Genomic DNA, 20,239 nt, shown 5'->3' with positions numbered 1-20,239 from the left:
GTCGAGCGCAGCCTGCGGCAGCGGCTACAGGAGACGGTGGCTTAGGGGCGAGTCCGCAACGAGCCAGCCCCCCGGGGAAATTCGAACGAGCGTTTAAAGAAGGCCGTTCTGCGGCCGATACGTTGCAAAGTCTCAAATAAATATCGAATAAGGACATCTCCATGTCGCTCAGACAACTTTCCATCCAGTGGAAAATCACCTTGCTCGCCGGACTCTGCCTGGCCGGCATCGTGACCCTGCTGGTAGGGCTTTCGCTGTACCGCATGGAGCACAGCTCCGCACTGGTGAAGGCTTCGAGCATGGAGATGCTCAACGAAGCCGCCCAGGCCCGCATCGAGGCCCAGGGCGAAGTCCAGGCGCTGGGCATCCGCCAGCAGTTCATGGACGCCTATCAATACGGCCACGGTTTCTCGCGCCAGGTGCTGTTCCTGCGCGAGCAGGCCGAGAAGCGCTTCCTCGATGCCTTCGACCTGCGCGAGGACCTGACCCGCCAGGTGAAGTCGGCGTTGCAGGCCAACCCCGACCTGCTCGGCCTGTCGCTGGTGTTCGAGGCCAATGCCCTGGACGGCAAGGACGAACTCTTCAGCGGCCAGGGCGAACTGGGCAGCAACGACAAGGGCCGTTTCGCCCTCTACTGGTCACAGCCGACCCCGGGCAAGCTGACCTCCATGGCGCTGCCGGAAAGCGACATGAGCGACACCACCACCGGCCCCAGCGGCCAGCCGGCCAACGCCTGGTTCACCTGCCCGCGCAGCACCCTCAAGCCCTGCGTGATCGAGCCCTACTTCTATGCGATCGACGACCAGAACGTGCTGATGACCAGCATCGTGTTCCCGCTGCTGGTGAACGGCAAAGTCATCGCCTCGCTGTCGGTGGACATCAACCTCAACAGCCTGCAATCGGTCAGCCAGCAAGCGAGCAAGGAACTCTACGACGGCCAGACCACGGTCAGCATCATCAGCCCGGTCGGCCTGCTCGCCGGCTACAGCGCCGACGCCAGCAAGCTCAGCCAGCGCCTGGACCAGCTGGACCAGGCCAACGGCGGCGAACTGATCCGCCTGCTGTCGGCCAGCACCCAGACCCAGAGCCTGAACGACGACAGCGAACTGAAAGTGCTCGCGCCCTTCACCCCGATTCCCGGCGGCAAGCCCTGGGGCGTGCTGCTGCAAGTGCCGGAGCGGGTCCTGGTGGGCCCGGCCGAAGCGCTGAAGAACCAGCTGGACCAGAGCAATAAGGCCGGCACCCTGGTCGAGCTGGGCCTGGGCCTGCTGGCCGCGGTGCTCGGCCTGCTGCTGGTGTGGCTGATGGCGCGCAGCGTGACCCGGCCGATCCTCGGCGTGGCACACATGCTGGAAGACATCGCCAGCGGCGAAGGCGACCTGACCCGGCGCCTGGCCTACGACAAACAGGACGAACTGGGCCAGTTGGCCGGCTGGTTCAACCGCTTCCTCGACAAGCTGCAACCGATCATCGCCGAGGTGAAACGCTCGGTGCAGGACGCCCGCGGCACCGCCGACCAGTCCTCGGCCATCGCCACCCAGACCAGCGCCGGCATGGAGCAGCAGTACCGCCAGGTCGATCAGGTGGCCACCGCCTCCCACGAGATGAGCGCCACCGCCCAGGACGTCGCCCGCAGCGCGGCCCAGGCTGCGCAGGCCGCCCGCGATGCCGACCAGGCCACGCGCCAGGGCCTGAGCGTGATCGACCGCACCACCGCGAGCATCGACCACCTGGCGGCCGACATGAGCACCGCCATGACCCAGGTCGAAGGCCTGGCCGCCAACAGCGAGAAGATCGGTACGGTGCTGGAAGTGATCCGCGCCATCGCCGAGCAGACCAACCTGCTGGCCCTCAACGCTGCCATCGAGGCCGCCCGCGCCGGCGAGGCCGGGCGCGGTTTCGCGGTGGTCGCCGACGAAGTGCGCAACCTCGCCCGTCGCACCCAGGAGTCGGTGGAGGAAACCCGCCAGGTCATCGAGGAGCTGCAAAGCGGCACCCAGGACGTGGTCGGCTCGATGGGCAACAGCCATCGCCAGGCCCAGGGCAGCGTCGAACAGGTCGGCCAGGCGGTCACCGCCCTGCGGCAGATCGGCGACGCGGTGACGGTGATCAGCGACATGAACCTGCAGATCGCCAGCGCCGCCGAAGAGCAAAGCGCGGTGGCCGAGGAGATCAACAACAACGTGGCGACCATCCGCGACGTCACCGAGTCGCTGTCGGAGCAGGCCAACGAATCGGCGCGGGTCAGCCAGTCGCTGAACAGCCTGGCCAACCAACAGCAGAGCCTGATGGATCAGTTCCGGGTCTGAAGAGTCTCATCGCGAGCAAGCTCGCTCCTACACTGACGGCGCCGTCTCTGTAGGAGCGAGCTTGCTCGCGATAGCGATCTGCCTGTCACCGCAAGGCTCGGTCCCAACCACTACTGGCGCCCAGGCAACTCGATCAACACCCGCAGGCCGCCCTGCGGGCTTTCCAGCAAGCGCAGCACCCCGCCCCAGCTCTCGACGATGTCACGCACGATGCCCAGGCCCAGGCCATGGCCATCGGTCTGTTCGTCCAGGCGCGTGCCACGGCTGAACACCTGGCTGCGCTGTTCCTCGGGAATCCCCGGCCCATCGTCGTCCACCGCCAGGCCATAACCCTGGGCGGTCTGCCAGACGCTCAGCGCCACTTCGGCATCGGCCCACTTGCAGGCGTTGTCCAGCAGGTTGCCCAACAGTTCCAGCAGGTCTTCCCGGTCCCAGGGCAGTTGCAGGCCGGGGGCCGCCTGATAGCTCAGGTCCAGGTGCTCGCCATGGATCATGTTCAGGGTCGCCAGCAGTCCCGGCAGCTCGGCGTCGCAATCGAACAGCGCGCCGGGCAAGGCATCGCCGGCCAGGCGCGCGCGGTTCAGCTCGCGATTGAGCCGCTGCTGCACCTGCTCCAGCTGCTCCTCGAGCAACTGGCGCAACTCCGGGTGCGCTTGCAGCTTGGGGTTGGAAGCCAGGCTCAGCAGCACCGCCAGCGGGGTCTTCAGCGCATGCCCGAGGTTGCCCAGGGCATTGCGCGAACGCTTGAGGCTGTCCTCGGTATGGGCCAGCAAATGGTTGATCTGCGCCACCAGCGGCTCCAGCTCCAACGGCACCTGTTCGTCCAGTTGCGAACGCTGGCCGCGTTGCAGCTGGGCGATCTGCTCGCGGGCCTGTTCCAGCGGGCGCAAGGCGCGGCGCACGGTAAGCCGCTGCAGGATCAGGATCAGCAGCAGGCCGGCCAAGCCCAGGCCCAGGCCAACCTGCTGCATGCGCAGGAAGCTCTCGCGCACCGGGGTGTAATCCTGGGCGACGCTGATGGAAATCGACTGCCCGAGGCGCCGGTAGTCGGTGCGCAGCACCAGCAGGCGCTGGCCTTCCGGTCCCAGTTGCAGGTTGCTGTGCAGGCCGGTCTGCGCAAGTGCAGGCAGGTCCTGGTCCCACAACGAGCGGGAGCGCCAGTGCACGTCATCGAAATCGATGCGGAAGTAATGCCCGGAAAACGGCCGCTGATAAGCCGGCGACAGACGCCGCTCGTCCAGCTGCAAACCCTGGGGGCCACGCACCAGCGCCACCAGCAGGCTTTCGCTGTCGTTGCGCAGGCCGGCTTCCAGGTAGCGTTGCAAGCCCATCTCGAACAGCCACAGGCTGGTCTGCGCCAGCACCAGGCCGACAATCACCATCACGCTGATCAGGCCCAGGCTCAGGCGGCGCTGGATCGACCTCACTGGGCGCTCCCGCCGAACAGGTAGCCCTGGCCGCGACGGGTTTCGATCACGCTGCGCCCGAGCTTGCGCCGCAGGTGGTTGACGTGGACTTCCAGCACGTTGGAATCGCGCTCGGTCTCACCGTCGTAGAGGTGCTCAGCCAGGTGGCTTTTCGAGAGGATCTGCTCCGGGTGCAGCATGAAGTAGCGCAGCAGGCGGAACTCGGCGGCGGTCAGCTGGATATCCACGCCGTCGCGCACCACGCACTGGCGGCCTTCGTCGAGGTGCAGCCCGGCGGCCTGCAGCGTCGGCTGGTTGGCCTGGCCATGGGAACGGCGTAACAACGCCTGGATGCGCAGGTGCAATTCTTCCGGGTGGAAGGGTTTGGTCAGGTAGTCGTCGGCACCGGCCTTGAGGCCTTCGATGCGCTCGGCCCAGGAGCCGCGGGCGGTGAGGATCAGCACCGGGGTCGCCAGGCCGCCGGCACGCCATTTCTCCAGCACCTCCAGGCCCGGAACCCCCGGCAGGCCGAGGTCGAGCACGATCAGGTCGTAAGGCTCGCTGGCGCCCTGGTACAGCGCGTCACGGCCATCGGCCAGCCAGTCCACGGCGTAGCCCTGGCGGTTGAGCCCGGCCAGCAGTTCGTCGGCCAGGGAGACGTGGTCTTCCACCAGGAGCAGGCGCATCAGTCATCTTCCTTGTCTTTGAGTAAGCGGCCGGTGGTGGCCTCGAGGTCCAGCTCGCGGACCACGCCCTCGGCGGTCAGCAGCTCGACTTCATAGATGTAGACGTCGTGTTTTTCTTCCAGCTCGGCTTCCAGCAGCTTGGCCCCTGGGTAACGGTCCAGGGCCTGTTGCAGCAACTGTTCCAGCGGCAGGATCACCCCTTGCTGGCGCAGGCGCAGGGCTTCGTCCTGGTCCAGGTCGCGGGCCAGCGCCACCGAGCAAAAAGCCAGAAGCGCCAGGGCCACCCTGCTGCCGGCGCGTAGATTCACCTTCATTACGTATCCTGATGATCCTTGAGCACCTGGCCGCTCACCGCGTCCAATTCCAGGTCCCACTCAACCCCTTGAGGGTCGCGCATCTCGATCTGGTAGATGTACTTGCCGTACTCCTCTTCCAGCTCGGTTTCGGTGATGGTCGCGCCCGGGTGCTTGGCCAATGCCGTGGCATTGAGTTTTTCAAAGGACACAATGGTACCAGCGTCGCGCAGTCTCAGGGCTTCGTCGGGCCCCAGGTCGCGAGCATGGGCCAGGCTGGCGGTCATGCCGATGAGGGTCGCGGTGAACAGGGCAGTCAGGGTTTTCATGGGGTGTCTCCGGCTTTCTCGTTATGTGTTGCTACGCGGCTCACGATAGCGGGTCGAACTTAATTGAAACTGAATGGCCATCATCGCCAGCGCGCAGGTTTCATTCGGCGCCGCCGGCCCGAGCTTTTATACTCACCCGTCGCTCGAGATTGAGGCCGGTATGACCGCCATCCACATCAAGTTTCCCGCCCTGACCCTCAAGGCCGGCCCACGCGCCCTGGCCCGTATCCGCGCCAACGGCCTGAGCGCGGCCGAAGTCGGCACCCTGCCCGGCGCCGCCGGCGGGCCAAAAGCCCTGGGCATCCAGGGGCTGGACCTGGCGCTGTTCGGCGAATGGCTGCCGGCGGCGCCACGGGAGCGTTCGCTGATCGGTGCCTCGGTGGGTTCCTGGCGCTTCGCCAGCGCCTGCCTGCCGGACGCCGCCGCAGGCATCCGCCGCCTGGGCCAGCTGTACAACGCCCAGAGTTTCGCCAAGGGCGTGACCATGGCGCAGATCAGCCAGAGTTCGCAGCGCATGCTGCACGAGCTGCTCGATGGCCGCGACGCGAGCATTCTCGACAACCCGCACTACCGGCTGAACATCATGGTGGTGAAAAGCCACGGCCTGCTCGCCGACGACCATCGCGGGCGGCTGGGCCTGGGATTGTCCTCGGTGATCGCCGACAACCTGCGTGGCCGCGCGCACCTGTCGCGGCACTTCGAACGCCTGGTGCTGCACGACCCGCGCCTGGCGCCGCCGCTGCGGGCCCTCGACGACTTCCCCTCGCGCTTCGTGCCACTGGACACCGGCAACCTGCGCCAGGCCCTGCTGGCCTCGGGTTCGATCCCGATGGTCATGCAAGGCGTGCGCGACCTGCCCGGCGCCGGGGCCGGCACCTTCCGCGACGGCGGCCTGCTGGACTACCACCTCGACCTGCCCTACAGCGGCGACGATATCGTGCTCTACCCGCACTTCACCGACCGGGTGATTCCCGGCTGGTTCGACAAGACCCTGCCCTGGCGCCGCGGCAACCCCGGCCGTCTGCAGGACGTGTTGCTGCTGGCGCCGTCGAAGGAATACCTGGCGCGCCTGCCCTACGGCAAGCTGCCGGACCGCAACGACTTCAAGCGTTTCATGGGCGACGACGCCAGCCGCCAGAAATACTGGCGCAGCGCGATGGACGAAAGCCGGCGGCTGGGCGACGAGTTCCTCGAACTGGCCGCAGGTGGTCGTCTCGGCGAACGGCTATTGACCCTTTAGTCAGTGTTTTCCCGCACCCGCACAACCAAGCTGGTAAACTCGCTGCCTGCCTTACATCGCCCGCGGCGATAGCCACCTGACCGAGCTGACCGACACTGTGGAAATCTTCAAAGAATTTACCTTCGAATCCGCCCACCGCCTGCCCCACGTGCCTGCCGGCCACAAGTGCGGGCGCCTGCACGGCCACTCGTTCAAGGTGGCCATCCACCTGAGCGGCGACCTCGACCCGCACACCGGCTGGATTCGTGACTTCTCCGAAATCAAGGAGATCTTCAAGCCGCTCTACGAGCGCCTGGACCACAACTACCTGAACGACATTCCCGGCCTGGAAAACCCCACCAGCGAAGTGCTGGCCAAGTGGATCTGGAACGAGCTCAAACCCCTGCTGCCGGAGCTGAGTGCGATCCGCATCCACGAGACCTGCACCAGCGGCTGCATCTATCGCGGCGAATAAACCGTCGCCCGCTTGAAAAAAACCACCGCCCGCGGTGGTTTTTTTATGCCTATGCCTGCCCGCTCGGCCCTCGCGCCTTGAGCGGAGAACGCCCCCTCATGCCCTCGACCATTCGCCCGGCCACCGTGGCCGACCTGAGCCTGATCCAGGCCGGCAATGGCCGGACTTCGCTGAACGACAGGCGCTCGCCGTCGGTCATAGCTGCATCCGGCTTTACACCCACGAAGCCATGAGCGAAAACATCGCCCTGTACACGCGTCGCGGTTACACCAAGAGCCACCGCGCCGAGGAGCGCGGGCTGCGCCGGGCCTACATGAGCAAGGCGCTGGACTGATCACCCGCAGAGGACCACAGCATGAGCGATTGGCCGCTGGATCGAACCTACAGCTTCAATGGGTACACCGTTCGCTACGCGATTCACGGTGAGGGCCCGCCCCTGGTATTGGTGCACGGCACGCCCTTCTCTTCCTACGTCTGGCACCGCATCGCCCCGCACTTGCGCGCCAGCCACCGGGTGCATTATTTCGACCTGCTGGGCTACGGCCAGTCGGAACAGGCCGTCGGCCAGGATGTGTCCCTCGGCGTGCAGAACCAGCTGCTGGCCGAACTGCTGGAGCACTGGGGCCTGGAACGCCCGGACGTGGTGGCCCACGACTTCGGCGGCGCCACCGCCCTGCGCGCCCACCTGCTCAATGGCAAGGACTACCGCAGCCTGACCCTGATCGACCCGGTGGCGCTGTCGCCCTGGGGCTCGCCGTTCGTGCAGCACGTGCGCCAGCACGAACAGGCCTTCAGCGGCGTGCCGGACTACATCCAGCGCGCCATTGTGCCGGCCTACATTCGTGGGGCGATCCAGCGCGAGATCCCCGACCAGGAGCTGGCACCCTACGTCCAGCCCTGGCTCGGCGCCAGCGGCCAGGCCGCCTTCTACCGGCAGATCGCGCAGATGGACGAGCGCTACACCACGGAAGTGGCCGGGCTCTATCCGAGCATCCGTTGCCCGACCCAGATCCTCTGGGGCGAGGACGATCAGTGGATCCCCATCGAGCGCGGTCGCCAACTGCACCAGCTGATCCCCGGCTCGCGGTTCCAGGCCGTGCCCAACGCCGGCCACCTGCTGCAGGAAGACGCACCGGAAGCCATCATCGCCGCGCTGCTGCGTTTTCTACCCCAGGCCGGGAGCGAGACATGAGCCCACGCATCTACCTCGCCGGCTTCGATGTATTTCGCCGCGATGCCATCGCCCGCGGCGAATACCTCAAGCGCCTGTGCCAGGCCCAGGGCCTGCAAGGCCTTTACCCTTTCGATCAGCAGGTGCCGGCCCAGCCGACGCCGGAGCAGACCGCCCAACTGATCTGCCAGCAGAACCTGCAGATGATCCGCGACTGCGACGCGGTGCTGGCCAATCTCAACGCCTTTCGCGGCCTGGAACCGGACTCCGGCACCGCCTTCGAGGTGGGCATGGCCATCGCCCTGGGCAAACCGGTGTGGGCCTGGTTCGACGCACCCGCGACCCTGCGCGAACAAGTGCCCCATGACGCCGACGGCCGCGACGCCGAAGGTTTCCTGGTGGAGGATTTCCAGCTGCCGCGCAACCTGATGCTGGCCTGTACCTGGGCCGGCCATAGCCGCAGCGCCGAAGAAGCCCTACCGCGCCTGGCCGCTTACCTCGCACGACAACGGCCGGCCCCCCCACTGTAGGAGCGAGCTTGCTCGCGATAAATCTTCAAGGTCGATGCAATGCTCAGGGGCCTCATCGCGAGCAAGCTCGCTCCTACAGTGACGGATTCAGCCCCAGCGATTACTTGAGGACATCCACCATGGAAAACACCTGGCTCACCCACGCCAAACGCTTGCAGGCCCTCGCCTCCACCGGGCTGCATTTCTGCAAGGACCCCTTCGATCGCGAGCGTTACCAGGAAGTCGCCGATATCGCCCACGACATGCTCGCGCAACTGGCCGACGTGCCCCTGGAACGCATCGCCGGCCTGGTGTCGGACTTCGCCAAACGCTACTCGACACCCCTGGTGGATGTGCGTGGCGCCTTGATCGAAGACGAGCGCATCCTCCTGGTCCGCGAACAGACCGACGGCCGCTGGGCCTTGCCCGGCGGTTATGCCGATATCGGCCTGTCGGCCGCCGAAAACATCGTCAAGGAGATCCACGAAGAAGCCGGGCTCAGCGTCTCGGCTCGCGCCCTCTACAGCGTCCGGCACAAGGCCAAGGGCCCCTTCACCCCCGACACCCGGGATTTCTACAAGCTGTATTTTCTCTGCGAACGCAGTGAGCGCAGCGCCCCGGTGGCCGGCTCGGAAGTCAGCGACGCCGGGTTCTTCGCCCTCGACGCCCTGCCCGAATTGTCCCGCGGCCGCACCGTGGAAGGCGATATCGAAGCGGCCTTTGCCTTCCATCGCGGCGAAACCCGCCTGACCCTGTTCGATTGAGCCAATGTAAAGCGTCCTTGACACCCCTGGAGCGCCTGCCTAATGTAAAGCACCCTTTACTTCAGGAGCCGGCCATGTGCGGCAAACGCTACCTCGTGGAATTCACCCTCGCCCTGCTGGCGTACCTTGTCGCCGTGGTGCTCAGCACTTACCTGATGTCGGGCATGGACAGCAGCGCCGGGCGCATCGCGGTGTCGCTGATTCCCGTGATCCCGATGATCGCCATGGCGCTGGTGGTCATCCGCCAGCTGCGGCGCCTGGATGAACTCAGCCAGCGCATCCAGCTCAACGCCCTGGGCATCGCCTTTGTCTGTACCGCGCTGATCACCTTCAGCTACGGCTTCCTGGAAATAGCGGGCCTGCCGCGACTGTCGATGTTCGCCGTCTGGCCGATCATGGGCTCGGTATGGCTGGTGGCCACGCTTCTCGGCAACAGGCGTTACCAGTGAACAACCGCCTGCGTGAACTGCGCGCCGCGCAAGGCTGGTCCCAGGCGGAACTGGCCGCGCGCCTTGAGGTTTCGCGGCAGACGGTGAACGCCATCGAGACCGGGCGCTACGACCCCAGCCTGCCCCTGGCCTTCAAGATTGCGAAGGCCTTCGGCCTGCCCATCGAGGGTATTTTCGAGGCTCCCGAGGACTGAGCGGCCAGTGATCCAATTTGTCTCACCGGCGCACCGCTTTCGCGCCTGAGCCGGCCAATCGGACACGCCACAAAGCAAAAATCCGCTGCTTGTCTATAAATCTCCTGCAGGTTGCACAACGCCGGCTGGGCGCCCCTGACGCCGAGGGCGTTGGCACGGCGACTGCAATGGGCCTGCGTCGCTTACGCACCAGGCCCGGCCTGGGCCAATCAGGGGAAGGCAGATGACGCAGAACGATCCAGGCAACGACTACCCGCTCAGCGAAGTCCCGATGCACGCGCGCAAGGGCCTGGCCTCCACGGCCATGGTGCTGCTGGGCTTCACCTTTTTCACCGCCACCATGTTCGCCGGTGGCAAGCTCGGCGTGGCCTTCAGCTTTGGCCAGATGCTCGGGGTGATCGTCCTCGGCAACCTGCTGCTGGGCCTGTACGCGGCGGGCCTGGGCTATATCGCCTTCAAGAGCGGCCTGAACTCGGTGCTGATGGGGCGCTTCTGTTTCGGCGAGGTGGGCAGCAAGCTCAGCGACCTGATCCTCGGTTTCACCCAGATCGGCTGGTACGCCTGGGGCACCGCCACCGCCGCGGTGGTGCTGGGCAAGTATTTCGAGCTGGGCCAGGGCACCGTGCTGGGGCTGATGGTGCTGTTCGGTATGGTGTTCTGCGCCACCGCCTACGTCGGTTACCGCGGGCTGGAAATCCTCTCTTATATCGCGGTGCCGGCCATGGCCCTGCTGTTGTTGCTGTCGATGTGGGTGGCCACGGTCAAGGTCGGCGGCCTCGATGGGTTGCTGGCCGTGGTGCCGAGCGCCAGCCTCGACCTGTCCACGGCCATCACCCTGGTGTTCGGCACCTTCGTCAGCGGCGCCACCCAGGCCACCAACTGGACGCGCTTTTCGCGTTCGGCCAGGGTCGCGGTGCTGGCCAGCCTGATCGGCTTTTTTATCGGCAACGGCCTGATGGTGCTGATCGGGGCCTACGGCGCCATCGTCTACCAGCAGCCGGACGTGGTCGAAGTGCTGCTGTTGCAGGGGTTCGCCATGGCCGCCATGGCCATGCTCCTGCTGAATATCTGGAGCACCCAGGACAACACCATCTACAACTTCGCCGTCGCCGGCTGCAACCTGCTGCGCACTGGCCGACGCAAGACCGTGACCCTGGTCGGCGCGGTGATCGGCACCCTGCTGGCGCTGCTGGGCATGTACGACATGCTGGTGCCCTACCTGATTCTGCTGGGCACGGTGATCCCGCCGATTGGCGGAGTAATCATGGCCGACTTCTTCTATCGCTACCGCGGCCAGTACCCGCGCCTGGCCGACAGCAAGTTGCCGGCGTTCAACTGGGCCGGCCTGGGCGCCTATGCCATCGGCACCGTGGCGGCCTTCGGCTCGCCCTGGGTCGCGCCGCTGGTGGGCATCGCGGCCGCCGCCCTGAGCTACATGCTGCTGAGCAGCCTGTTCGGCGCACGCGCCACCACCGCGGCGGACATCCAGGCATGAACCCGGACCACGCGACGTTGCGGCCGCCGGCCCGAGCGCCGTACCCTGACCGCCTGGATTGAAAAAGGAATCGCTCCGATGCTCATCATCAACGCCCGCCTGCGCAACCGCGAAGGCCTGCACGAACTGCACCTGGAGAACGGTCGCATCGCCAGCATCGCCCGGCAGACCGAAGCCCAGACCCTGGGCCCCGACGACCTCGACGCCGGCGGCAACCTGGTGGTGCCGCCCTTCGTCGAGCCGCACATTCACCTGGACGCCACCCTCACCGCCGGCGAGCCGCGCTGGAACATGAGCGGCACCCTGTTCGAAGGCATCGAATGCTGGGGCGAGCGCAAGGTCACCATCACCCAGGAAGACACCAAGGCCCGCGCCCGCAAAACCATCCGCGCCCTCGCCGCCCATGGCATCCAGCATGTGCGCACCCATGTCGACGTCACCGACCCGGAACTGACCGCGCTCAAGGCCATGCTCGAAGTACGCGAGCAAAGCGCGCACCTGGTGGACATGCAGATCGTCGCCTTTCCCCAGGAAGGCATCGAAAGCTACCGCAACGGCCGCGAACTGATGGAGGAGGCAATCCGCCTCGGCGCCGATGTGGTGGGCGGCATTCCGCACTTCGAGTACACCCGCGACCAGGGCGTGAGCTCGGTGAAGTTCCTCATGGACCTGGCCGAACGTACCGGCTGCCTGGTGGACGTGCATTGCGACGAAACCGACGACCCGCATTCGCGCTTTCTCGAAGTGCTGGCCGAAGAAGCCCGCAGCCGCGACATGGGTTCGCGGGTGACCGCCAGCCACACCACCGCCATGGGCTCCTACGACAACGCCTACTGCGCCAAGCTGTTCCGCCTGCTCGGCCACTCGGGCATCAGCTTCGTTTCCTGCCCCACCGAAAGCATCCACCTGCAGGGGCGCTTCGACAGCTTCCCGAAACGCCGCGGCGTGACCCGGGTCAACGAGCTGCTGGAAGCCGGGATGAACGTGTGTTTCGGCCAGGACTCGATCGTCGATCCCTGGTACCCCCTGGGTAACGGCAACATCCTGCGGGTGCTGGAAGCCGGCCTGCACATCTGCCACATGCTCGGCTACCGCAACCTGCAGAGCGCCCTCGACCTGGTCACCGACAACAGCGCCAAGGCCCTGGCCCTGGGCGAGCGTTACGGCCTGGAGGAAGGCCGGCCGGCCAACCTGCTGATCCTGTCGGCCGACAGCGATTATGAAATGATCCGCAGCCAGGGCCTGCCGCTGTACTCGATCCGCGACGGCAAGGTGCTGATGAAACGGCAGATGGCCCAAGTGGAGCTGCCGGGCGATGCGGGGCTTGTGTAACGGCCGCTGACGTCATCGCGGGCAAGCCTCGCTCCTACAGACGCACGTCAGTCGTGCTGTTGCGACCAACCCGATCCCTGTACGGCTAAGTCATCGCAGCAAGCCTCACTCCGAAACCAAGATCGCGGTCTTCTGTAGGAGCGAGGCTTGCCCGCGATGGCGTACTTGAATACACCTCGATCTAAGCAATACCCACCGCCGTACCGAACAGGCTCACCCGCACCAACTCCCCACCCCGCTCCTCCAGGCGCAGTGGCGCGGTGCCGCCAGGCATCAGCACCGCGACTTCGCCGGCCTTGACCCAGCCGACCCGCCACGCCGCGCTGGCCACGGCACTGGCGCTGGTGCCGGAGGATGCGGTGGGGCCTTCGCCGCGCTCGAACACCCGGGCGGCGATGCGCTGCGGCCCTTCCAGCCACGCCCATTGCAGGTTCACCCCCGCCGGGCAGGGCTCGCCGCTGCCGGTGGGCATGGCGTAGGCAATGCGCGTCAGCGCCTCGGCCAGGGGCGCTTCATTCATCTGCCGGTTGCTTGGCAAGGCGTTGGCATCGCCGACCAGGGTCACGCAATGGGGGTTGCCGATGCGCACGAACTGGCTGCGGCTCCATTCCGGGTGCAGCCGCGCCAGCCCGCGCACCCGACTCAGCTCGACGCAGCTCGAACCGTCATTCTCGACCCCGTGTTGCGCGCCCACGGCTTGTGCACCGAACGCCGGTTGCCCGAGGTCCAGCCAGAAGCCGGACACCCCGGCGACCTGTGCCGGCTCGACCACCGTTGCCACCGGCGACACCCCATCCGGTTTGTCGTGATGCACCCGCAACTCCGTAGGCCCCTGGGCCGGCAGCAGCCCTTGCTCGGTCAAGGCCTGGGAAAAGATGGTCAGGCCGTTGCCGCTGCGCTCGGCCAGGGTGCCGTCGGTGTTGACGATCAGCAGGTCGAACGGCGGCGCGTCCTGGAACGGCCCGACCAGCAAGCCGTCGCTGCGATGGGCCTTGGCCCCAGCCGGCCGGGTGCCGGGCGCCCAGCCGCACAGGGCCTCGATAACCTGTTCGCTCCAGCTGGCCCGGGCCAGCGCCGCCTCGGCCGCGCTGGCCGGCAAGGCAATCCCCAGCTCACGTACCGTGGCAGGCGCCACCACACCGTAAAGATTGCCGCGGGCATCGTAGAAAGAGGTCATTGCGAGGTTCCAAAAGCAGACGGGCCGCTGACATTACTGTGAATGCAGCGGCCCGGCCAAGCCCTGTGCCAAGCCTCCTAACAGGGTCGGCGCCTGGCTCAGCGCACCAGGCACGGCCGCTTGTTGTCGAAGCGCCAGCCCGGGATCAGGCACTGCATGGCCACGCTGTCGTCCCGGGCGCCCAGGCCGCGGCTGTTGTACAGCTCGTGGGCGCGGGCCAGCGCGTCCAGGTCCAGCTCGACGCCCAGCCCAGGCGTCTGTGGCACCGCCACACAGCCCTCGACGATCTGCAGCGGATTGCGGGTCAGGTGCTGGCCGTCCTGCCAGATCCAGTGGGTGTCGATGGCGGTGATCTCGCCCGGCGCCGCGGCCGCCACATGGGTGAACATGGCCAGGGAAATATCGAAGTGGTTGTTGGAATGCGAGCCCCAGGTCAGGCCCCATTCATGGCACATCTGCGCTACCCGCACCGAACCCTGCATCGTCCAGAAATGCGGATCGGCCAAGGGAATGTCCACCGCTTGCAGCTGGATCGCGTGGCCCATTTCCCGCCAGTCGGTGGCGATCATGTTGGTCGCCGTAGGCAACCCGGTGGCACGACGGAATTCGGCCATCACCTCGCGCCCGGAGTAACCGTTTTCCGCGCCGCAGGGATCTTCGGCATAGGCCAGCACCTGGTGCTGGTCGCGGCACAGGGCGATCGCCTGCTTCAGCGACCAGGCACCGTTGGGATCGAGGGTGATGCGCGCCTTGGGAAAACATTCGGCCAGGGCGGTGACCGCCTCCATTTCCTCTTCGCCGCGCAGCACGCCGCCCTTGAGCTTGAAGTCGTTGAAGCCATACCGCGCCTTGGCCGCCTCGGCCAGGCGCACGATACTCTCGGCGTTCAGCGCCGGTTCATGGCGCAGGCGCAGCCAGGCATCGTCGGCCTCGGCTTCGTTGCGGTAGGCCAGGTCGGTCTGGCGCCGGTCGCCAATATAGAACAGGTAGCCGAGCATCTTCACCGATTCGCGCTGCTGGCCTTCGCCGAGCAACGCCGCCACCGGCACACCGAGGAACTGGCCGAGCAGATCGAGCAGCGCCGCTTCCAGCGCGGTCACCGCATGGATCGCGATGCGCAGGTCGAAGGTCTGCTGGCCGCGGCCGCCGGCATCGCGCTCGGCAAAGCGCTGGCGCACCTGGTTGAGCAGCTTCTGGTAGTGGCCGATGGGCTGGCCGACCAGCAGTTCGCGGGCCTCCTCGAGGGTGGCGCGAATCCGCTCGCCCCCTGGCACTTCACCGACCCCGGTGTTACCGGCGCTGTCGCTGACGATCACGATATTGCGGGTGAAGAACGGGCCGTGGGCGCCGCTGAGGTTGAGCAGCATGCTGTCATGCCCGGCCACCGGCACCACTTGCAGTCGGGTGATGAGTGGTGTCTGGCCAGGATGATGGTGGGTGGATTCAAGCGTCATGGGTCGGTTCCTGTCGGCAAAAGTCAGTGGGATTTGTCCAGTAGCGGGCGGGCAGCGCCCAAGGGTGTCGGCGTGGTAGGGGCCTTGGGCCGGGTGCGGGCGAAAAACACGATGATCGCGGCGATGATCGAGGTCGCCGCCAGGCCGTACAGGCCGCCCTGGATCGACCCGGTGCGCTGCTCCAGCAGGCCGAAGGTGGCCGGGGCGACGAAGCCGCCGAGGTTGCCGATGGAGTTGATCAGGGCGATCACCGCGGCGGCGATACGCGCATCCAGGTAGGCCTGGGGAATCGGCCAGAACAGCGCGGACGCCGACTTGAAGCCGATGGCGGCGAAACACACGGCGACGAAGGCGAACACCGGCCCGCCGGTGGTGGACAGGAACATCCCGGCCGCCGCCACCAGCAAGGCGCTGGCGACCCAGGCCTGCTGGAACTTCCATTTGCCGGACGCCGCGGCGAAGGCGTACATGGCGATGATCGAGATCAGCCAGGGAATGGAGTTGAAGAAACCCACCTGCAGGTCGCTGAGGTCGCCCATCTTCTTGATGATGCTCGGCAGCCAGAAGGTCGCGGCGTAGATGGTCAGCTGGATGCAGAAGTAGATCAGGCAGAACAGCAGGATCTGCCGGTCCTTGAGCAGGGTCCAGAGCGACGGCTTGACCGGCATCGCCGCTTCGCGCTCGCGCTGTTCGCTGTCGATCGCCTGCACCAGCGCCTCCTGTTCGGCGGGGCTCAGCCACTTGGCGTCACGGGGCGTGGAGTCGAGCCAGAACCAGACAAAACCGCAGAGCAGCACCGAGGCCATGCCCTCGACGATGAACATCCACTGCCAGCCGTGCCAGCCCAGGCCTTCGATCTGCAACAGCGCTCCGGACAGCGGGCCGGAGACCAGCGAGGCCACGGCCGAACCGCTTAGGAAAATGGCGATCGCCTTGCCCCGCTCCACACCGGGCAGCCAACGGGTGAAGTAATAGATCACCCCGGGGAAGAACCCGGCCTCGGCCACCCCCAGCAGGAAGCGCAGCACATAGAACTGGGTTTCGTTCTGCACGAAGGCCATGGCCGTGGCCACCAGCCCCCAGGTGAACATGATGCGGGTCAGCCAGATCCGCGCGCCGACCCGCTGCAACAGCATGTTGGACGGCACCTCGAACAGCGCGTAGCCGATGAAGAACAGCCCGGCGCCAAAACCGTAGGCTGCGGCGCCGATGCCCAGGTCATGTTCCAGGTGGGTGCGGACGAAGCCGATGTTGACCCGGTCGATGTAGTTGACGATGAACATGATGACGAACAGCGGCAGCACATGACGCTTGACCTTCGCCACGGCGATGGCCAGCAGGGAATCGTCCCCGGATGGATCAAGGGTGGTATTCACGATGCCTCTCCCACTTGTTTGTTGTTGTGTGCGGGTGACTGGGCGAGCGCCCTAGTTGACAGTCATCATACAAGTAGAAAAATAGCGTCACAAGCGTAGACTCACTACCGAGGCCGGTCTGCAAGGCAGTCTTGATCGAGAAAGGCGCTGTAAAATAATCACAACTAATTGATTTTAATTGGATAAATAAAAATTCTTTTAGCTGGAATATTTTTCAGGCCGCACTCACACAAAGAACCCGCACTGAATCCGGAAGCGACTTATCCGACAACTTGTCATACATGTCAGACAAGTTGAGCGCTGCCCGACCACTTCGGTGATAAGCTTTTTGCTTTCCCTGCGCGACCTTGCCATGAGCACCGAATCCGATATCGCCCCGGGCCGCCGTCGCCCTTCCACCAACCTGGCCCATGAGCTGGTCAGCGACCTGACCCGGCAGATCATGCGCGGCATTCTCAAGCCCGGTGACAAGCTGCCGTCGGAAAGCACCATCGTCCGCGCCCATGGCGTCAGCCGCACCGTGGTGCGCGAAGCCATCTCCAAGCTGCAGGCCGCCGGCTGGGTGGAAACCCACCACGGCGTCGGCAGCTTCGTGCTGGAACGCCAGGACACCCACGGCCTGCGCTTGAACGTCGACACCGCCCTGAGCGTGCGCGACATCCTCGAACTGCGCCTGGGCCTGGAAACCCAGGCGGTGGCCCTCGCCGCCCGCCGGCGCAGCGCCGAGCAACTGGCGCAGATGCGCCAGGCGCTGGACGACTACCAGCAGTTGCTGGCCAACAACGACAGTTGCGTGGAGGCCGACCAGCGCTTCCACCTGCTGATCGCCGAAGCCACCGGCAACCCTTATTTCGTGCAGATCCTGCAATCCCTGGGCAACGCCCTGATCCCGCGGACCCGGGTGCGCGACGCCGAGCGCGGCGATGTCGACCTGGCGCAACTGGCGACCCTGGCCAACCAGGAACACGAAGCCGTCTACGCCGCCATCCGCCGCCAGGACCCGGATGCGGCGCGTGCGGCGATGTGGACCCACCTGAGCAACAGCCGGGAGCGGTTTTCGACGGGATGACGGGAGGCCATCGCCAGCCGGCTCACGCCTTCCGGGGTCACGGTGCTCAGCCGTTTTCGTGCCGGGCGAAGTAGCGCCCCGGCGTCACCCCGAACTGACGGCGGAACATGGCGATAAAGGCGCTGACATTGTCATAGCCCAGGTCCAGCGCCACCCGGGTTACCGCGTCGCCCGCCGCCAGGCGCTCCAGGGCCCGCAGCAAGCGCGCCCGTTGTCGCCACTGGCTGAAGGCAAAGCCAGTCTCGCCGACAAACCGCCGGGCCAGGGTTCGCGGCGAGATCCCCGCCCACCGGGCCCAGGCTTCCAGGCCGCGGTTGTCCGCCAGGTCATCGGCCAGCGCCTGGCAGATCCGCCGCAATCGCGGGTCCACAGGCAATGGCAAGCCGAAGGGTTCCACCGGCAGGCTGCCCAGCTCATCGAGGATCACCCGGGCGATGCGCGATTGCGGCTCATCCAGCGCGCCTTGTGGCCAGCTCGCCGCGCGCATCACCGCCTCCCGCAACAGCCCGGAGGTGGCAATGATCCGTGGTTGCGCCGGCAGTTCGTGGCAGGCGTCAGGCTCGATATAGACACTCCAGCCGTCGAACGGGCCATGGGAACGCAAGGCGTGTTCGCAGCGGGGCGGCACCCACACCGCATGGGTCGCCGGCACCACCCACTGGCTGTCGGCCGCCGTCACCGACAGCAGGCCGCGGCGGGCGCCGAGCAGTTGGCCGCGGGCATGGCTGTGGGCGGCGGTCTGCCGTTCGATCGGGTTGTGCTGCCACGCCGCGAACAGCAGCGGGCCGCCCTGGGCTTGAGCGAGCAAGGGGGAAACCAAAGGTTGGGACATTGGCTGTTTCACGTCATTCAACGGCAAGAACCAGGCAGTTTAGCCAATCCCCAGGCCGCAGACTGAGCGCTCATTCACACGAGGATTGCTCCATGCGCGCCGAAGACCTGTTACCCGATCAACTCAACCATGGCGATTTCAACGGCACCCGGGTGCGCAAGGGCACGGTGGGGGCCTTCCTGATCAATGCCCGGCTGTGGACCGATCCGGGCACCTTGGCAGAACAGCGGCGCATAGCCGAGGAAGATCTGCTGGCCGCCCTGCCCGCGCTCCGGGCCCTGGGGCTGTTCGAGCTGATGCAATTACGCGACCCGGCCCTGCGAGCGTTATGCGAGCAAGACTAACGCCGACAGCCCCCTGTAGCCGCTGCCGAGCCCGCGAGGCTGCGATAGACCCGCAGGGTCTCGGCGCCCGCAAGATCCCCACGAGCGTGCCGCTCGATCGCAGCCTGCGGCAGCGGCTACACAAACATCGGGCCCGGCCGGAATATCGAGGGGTGTCCCCGTTCCCTGTAGCCGCTGCCGAGCCCCGCGAGGCTGCGATAGACCCGCAGGGTCTCCAGCGCCCGCAAGATCCCTACGAGCGTACCGCTCGATCGAAGCCTGCGGCAGCGGCTACACAAACATCGGGCCCGGCCGGAATCCTGCGGCAGCGGCTACAGGTCACGCGGTAAGCGCCTAGCGAATCGGCAAGGCAATCGGCCGAATCGGTGCGGCATCGGCGCCGCGGAACTTCAACGACGCACCGATAAAGGCGAACTGGTACACCCGGTCCCGCGACAGGCCTTCGAGGTTGACCAGCTCCAGGATCGGCGCACCCTGCATCGCCAGCAGGTAGGTGTGCAACGGCAGGTAGTTGCCTTCCACCTCCGACGGGAAGGTCTCGAAACTCAGGTTATCGGCGCCCACCACCATGGCGCCGCCCTCTTCCACCAGGAACTTCGCCGCGTCCAGGCTCATGCCCGGCGGGTTGGCCATATAGGCCTGGGCCTTTTCATAGTCACGCATGCGCCCGGTGCGGATCAGCACCACGTCGCCCTTTTCCAGGCTGACCTTCTGCGCCTTCAGCGCCTGTTGCAGGTCGGCGCGGGTCACCCGGTAATTGTCCGCCAGCATGTCCACGCCCTTGGCCGCGGCGACATCGATCAGCACCCCACGGGCGACGATCGGCGGCAGTTTTTCCGCACCGGTAACGTTCCAGCCACGGTCGCCCAGGTGCTGGTCGGCGCGAAAGCCGTTCCAGATCTTGCCGTCCAGGCCGAAGTGGTTGAGCGCATCGATATGGGTGCCCATATGGGCGTACATCGACACCGCCGAGCCGGTATAGCTGACATGCCGGTTCATCGGCTCGCCGACCTGCATCGGGTCGGCGATCACATTGCCGTGCGGGGTGTGGGTCATCCACATCTGGTAAGGCGGATCGCCCGCCGCCTGCCAGCTGGGCATGCCGACGTAATATTCGACCGCCAGGTCGTAGGCCTGGCTGCCGCTGACCCGGGCCATGATCGCCGCCCGCGACTGCTCGGTGATCAGGTTCAGGCGACCGATCTCATCCTTCGGCCCCCAGGGGCTGACGCCGACCTCGGCCTGGGGCGCGGCGCTGCACTGTGCACTGAACAGGGCGCTGAACAATGACAAGGCGGCCAGGCCGGGGATGACACGCAACAAACGGGAAACAGTCATGACGACACTCCTGTGAAA

21 protein-coding genes and 2 pseudogenes are annotated in these 20,239 nt (G+C 66.1%); 14 read left to right on the top strand and 9 right to left on the bottom strand.

Annotation, left to right across the window (positions count from 1 at the left end; genetic code table 11):
• Positions 1-161: 161 nt before the first annotated feature.
• Positions 162-1,451 (top strand): annotated as a pseudogene (locus tag DK261_RS33875) (HAMP domain-containing protein); the annotation flags it as partial.
• Between the two features lie 102 nt (positions 1,452-1,553).
• On the top strand, positions 1,554-2,309 hold the full coding sequence (locus tag DK261_RS33870) for a methyl-accepting chemotaxis protein (RefSeq protein ID WP_371356819.1): 756 nt from the start codon (positions 1,554-1,556) through the stop codon (positions 2,307-2,309).
• A gap of 110 nt (positions 2,310-2,419) precedes the next feature.
• Here the strand turns inward: DK261_RS33870 and DK261_RS13220 are convergent, their stop codons facing one another.
• From DK261_RS13220 to DK261_RS13205, 4 genes are read right to left on the bottom strand one after another with little or no spacing between them, the layout of a single operon-like run.
• Positions 2,420-3,736, bottom strand: a complete 1,317-nt coding sequence (locus DK261_RS13220) for a sensor histidine kinase (protein WP_028682973.1) — start codon at positions 3,734-3,736, stop codon at positions 2,420-2,422.
• Positions 3,733-4,401: a response regulator transcription factor gene (locus DK261_RS13215; RefSeq protein ID WP_009049871.1), complete on the bottom strand. Its 669-nt coding sequence runs from the start codon at positions 4,399-4,401 to the stop codon at positions 3,733-3,735. The genes DK261_RS13220 and DK261_RS13215 overlap by 4 nt, the downstream gene beginning before the upstream one ends.
• Positions 4,401-4,715: a PepSY domain-containing protein gene (locus DK261_RS13210; RefSeq protein WP_007930564.1), complete on the bottom strand. Its 315-nt coding sequence runs from the start codon at positions 4,713-4,715 to the stop codon at positions 4,401-4,403. Before DK261_RS13210 ends, DK261_RS13215 begins: the two co-directional genes overlap by 1 nt.
• Positions 4,715-5,023: a PepSY domain-containing protein gene (locus DK261_RS13205; RefSeq protein ID WP_007930566.1), complete on the bottom strand. Its 309-nt coding sequence runs from the start codon at positions 5,021-5,023 to the stop codon at positions 4,715-4,717. The genes DK261_RS13210 and DK261_RS13205 overlap by 1 nt, the downstream gene beginning before the upstream one ends.
• Positions 5,024-5,183: 160 nt before the next feature.
• On the opposite strand from DK261_RS13205, the gene DK261_RS13200 reads away from it, so the two are divergent.
• From DK261_RS13200 to codA, 10 genes and pseudogenes are all read left to right on the top strand, one after another.
• Positions 5,184-6,263 carry a patatin-like phospholipase family protein gene (locus tag DK261_RS13200; RefSeq protein ID WP_110175988.1) on the top strand — a complete coding sequence of 360 codons (1,080 nt, stop codon included), beginning with the start codon at positions 5,184-5,186 and terminating at the stop codon, positions 6,261-6,263.
• 97 nt (positions 6,264-6,360) lie between these two features.
• Positions 6,361-6,717 carry a 6-carboxytetrahydropterin synthase QueD gene (queD, locus tag DK261_RS13195; RefSeq protein ID WP_007930577.1) on the top strand — a complete coding sequence of 119 codons (357 nt, stop codon included), beginning with the start codon at positions 6,361-6,363 and terminating at the stop codon, positions 6,715-6,717.
• Positions 6,718-6,865: 148 nt separating this feature from the next.
• Positions 6,866-7,051 (top strand): annotated as a pseudogene (locus tag DK261_RS33545) (GNAT family N-acetyltransferase); the annotation flags it as partial.
• Between the two features lie 21 nt (positions 7,052-7,072).
• The gene (locus DK261_RS13185) at positions 7,073-7,909 is read left to right on the top strand and encodes an alpha/beta fold hydrolase (protein ID WP_009049874.1); all 837 of its coding nucleotides are present in this window, start codon (positions 7,073-7,075) and stop codon (positions 7,907-7,909) included.
• Positions 7,906-8,418: a nucleoside 2-deoxyribosyltransferase gene (locus DK261_RS13180; protein WP_009049875.1), complete on the top strand. Its 513-nt coding sequence runs from the start codon at positions 7,906-7,908 to the stop codon at positions 8,416-8,418. The genes DK261_RS13185 and DK261_RS13180 overlap by 4 nt, the downstream gene beginning before the upstream one ends.
• Positions 8,419-8,537: 119 nt before the next feature.
• On the top strand, positions 8,538-9,161 hold the full coding sequence (locus tag DK261_RS13175; RefSeq protein WP_009049876.1) for an NUDIX hydrolase: 624 nt from the start codon (positions 8,538-8,540) through the stop codon (positions 9,159-9,161).
• Positions 9,162-9,235: 74 nt separating this feature from the next.
• Positions 9,236-9,610, top strand: a complete 375-nt coding sequence (locus tag DK261_RS13170; protein ID WP_009049877.1) for a hypothetical protein — start codon at positions 9,236-9,238, stop codon at positions 9,608-9,610.
• Positions 9,607-9,804 (top strand): helix-turn-helix transcriptional regulator, encoded by a 198-nt coding sequence (locus DK261_RS13165; protein WP_009044678.1) that lies wholly within the window; start codon positions 9,607-9,609, stop codon positions 9,802-9,804. Before DK261_RS13170 ends, DK261_RS13165 begins: the two co-directional genes overlap by 4 nt.
• A gap of 223 nt (positions 9,805-10,027) precedes the next feature.
• The gene (codB, locus tag DK261_RS13160) at positions 10,028-11,299 is read left to right on the top strand and encodes a cytosine permease (RefSeq protein ID WP_009049878.1); all 1,272 of its coding nucleotides are present in this window, start codon (positions 10,028-10,030) and stop codon (positions 11,297-11,299) included.
• 78 nt (positions 11,300-11,377) lie between these two features.
• Positions 11,378-12,631 (top strand): cytosine deaminase, encoded by a 1,254-nt coding sequence (codA, locus tag DK261_RS13155; protein WP_009049879.1) that lies wholly within the window; start codon positions 11,378-11,380, stop codon positions 12,629-12,631.
• A 181-nt stretch (positions 12,632-12,812) separates the two neighbouring features.
• Here codA and DK261_RS13150 read toward each other — a convergent pair whose 3' ends face one another.
• The 3 genes from DK261_RS13150 to DK261_RS13140 form a co-directional block, all read right to left on the bottom strand.
• Positions 12,813-13,808, bottom strand: a complete 996-nt coding sequence (locus tag DK261_RS13150) for a diaminopimelate epimerase (RefSeq protein ID WP_009049880.1) — start codon at positions 13,806-13,808, stop codon at positions 12,813-12,815.
• A gap of 98 nt (positions 13,809-13,906) precedes the next feature.
• Positions 13,907-15,262: a glucarate dehydratase gene (gene gudD / locus DK261_RS13145; RefSeq protein ID WP_009049881.1), complete on the bottom strand. Its 1,356-nt coding sequence runs from the start codon at positions 15,260-15,262 to the stop codon at positions 13,907-13,909.
• A gap of 23 nt (positions 15,263-15,285) precedes the next feature.
• The gene (locus tag DK261_RS13140) at positions 15,286-16,638 is read right to left on the bottom strand and encodes an MFS transporter (protein WP_009049882.1); all 1,353 of its coding nucleotides are present in this window, start codon (positions 16,636-16,638) and stop codon (positions 15,286-15,288) included.
• 352 nt (positions 16,639-16,990) lie between these two features.
• Here DK261_RS13140 and DK261_RS13135 point away from each other — a divergent pair, with 352 nt between their 5' ends.
• On the top strand, positions 16,991-17,707 hold the full coding sequence (locus DK261_RS13135; protein ID WP_009049883.1) for a FadR/GntR family transcriptional regulator: 717 nt from the start codon (positions 16,991-16,993) through the stop codon (positions 17,705-17,707).
• A gap of 46 nt (positions 17,708-17,753) precedes the next feature.
• Here DK261_RS13135 and DK261_RS13130 read toward each other — a convergent pair whose 3' ends face one another.
• On the bottom strand, positions 17,754-18,539 hold the full coding sequence (locus tag DK261_RS13130) for a helix-turn-helix domain-containing protein (RefSeq protein WP_103331407.1): 786 nt from the start codon (positions 18,537-18,539) through the stop codon (positions 17,754-17,756).
• 92 nt (positions 18,540-18,631) lie between these two features.
• Here DK261_RS13130 and DK261_RS13125 point away from each other — a divergent pair, with 92 nt between their 5' ends.
• Complete coding sequence (locus DK261_RS13125) at positions 18,632-18,883, top strand: hypothetical protein (RefSeq protein ID WP_009049885.1); 252 nt, start codon at positions 18,632-18,634, stop codon at positions 18,881-18,883.
• 333 nt (positions 18,884-19,216) lie between these two features.
• Here the strand turns inward: DK261_RS13125 and DK261_RS13120 are convergent, their stop codons facing one another.
• Complete coding sequence (locus tag DK261_RS13120; protein ID WP_009049886.1) at positions 19,217-20,221, bottom strand: cyclase family protein; 1,005 nt, start codon at positions 20,219-20,221, stop codon at positions 19,217-19,219.
• Positions 20,222-20,239: the final 18 nt, after the last annotated feature.

The sequence above is a fragment of the Pseudomonas sp. RW409 genome (assembly GCF_003184125.1).
Lineage (GTDB): Bacteria > Pseudomonadota > Gammaproteobacteria > Pseudomonadales > Pseudomonadaceae > Aquipseudomonas > Aquipseudomonas chlororaphis_I.
Note: the sequence above shows the minus strand (reverse complement) of the source record. Positions and strands in the feature narration are given on the sequence as shown.

Excerpts from the sequence above, each read along its gene's own strand:
- gudD (WP_009049881.1), bottom strand. The coding sequence starts at position 15,262 with ATGACGCTTGAATCCACCCACCATCATCCTGGCCAGACACCACTCATC.
- DK261_RS13150 (WP_009049880.1), bottom strand. The coding sequence starts at position 13,808 with ATGACCTCTTTCTACGATGCCCGCGGCAATCTTTACGGTGTGGTGGCG.
- DK261_RS13185 (WP_009049874.1), top strand. The coding sequence starts at position 7,073 with ATGAGCGATTGGCCGCTGGATCGAACCTACAGCTTCAATGGGTACACC.
- DK261_RS13215 (WP_009049871.1), bottom strand. The coding sequence starts at position 4,401 with ATGCGCCTGCTCCTGGTGGAAGACCACGTCTCCCTGGCCGACGAACTG.
- codA (WP_009049879.1), top strand. The coding sequence starts at position 11,378 with ATGCTCATCATCAACGCCCGCCTGCGCAACCGCGAAGGCCTGCACGAA.
- DK261_RS33870 (WP_371356819.1), top strand. The coding sequence starts at position 1,554 with ATGGAGCAGCAGTACCGCCAGGTCGATCAGGTGGCCACCGCCTCCCAC.
- codB (WP_009049878.1), top strand. The coding sequence starts at position 10,028 with ATGACGCAGAACGATCCAGGCAACGACTACCCGCTCAGCGAAGTCCCG.
- DK261_RS13175 (WP_009049876.1), top strand. The coding sequence starts at position 8,538 with ATGGAAAACACCTGGCTCACCCACGCCAAACGCTTGCAGGCCCTCGCC.
- DK261_RS13130 (WP_103331407.1), bottom strand. The coding sequence starts at position 18,539 with ATGTCCCAACCTTTGGTTTCCCCCTTGCTCGCTCAAGCCCAGGGCGGC.
- DK261_RS13125 (WP_009049885.1), top strand. The coding sequence starts at position 18,632 with ATGCGCGCCGAAGACCTGTTACCCGATCAACTCAACCATGGCGATTTC.
- DK261_RS13180 (WP_009049875.1), top strand. The coding sequence starts at position 7,906 with ATGAGCCCACGCATCTACCTCGCCGGCTTCGATGTATTTCGCCGCGAT.
- DK261_RS13135 (WP_009049883.1), top strand. The coding sequence starts at position 16,991 with ATGAGCACCGAATCCGATATCGCCCCGGGCCGCCGTCGCCCTTCCACC.
- DK261_RS13120 (WP_009049886.1), bottom strand. The coding sequence starts at position 20,221 with ATGACTGTTTCCCGTTTGTTGCGTGTCATCCCCGGCCTGGCCGCCTTG.
- DK261_RS13205 (WP_007930566.1), bottom strand. The coding sequence starts at position 5,023 with ATGAAAACCCTGACTGCCCTGTTCACCGCGACCCTCATCGGCATGACC.
- DK261_RS13210 (WP_007930564.1), bottom strand. The coding sequence starts at position 4,715 with ATGAAGGTGAATCTACGCGCCGGCAGCAGGGTGGCCCTGGCGCTTCTG.
- DK261_RS13200 (WP_110175988.1), top strand. The coding sequence starts at position 5,184 with ATGACCGCCATCCACATCAAGTTTCCCGCCCTGACCCTCAAGGCCGGC.
- DK261_RS13170 (WP_009049877.1), top strand. The coding sequence starts at position 9,236 with ATGTGCGGCAAACGCTACCTCGTGGAATTCACCCTCGCCCTGCTGGCG.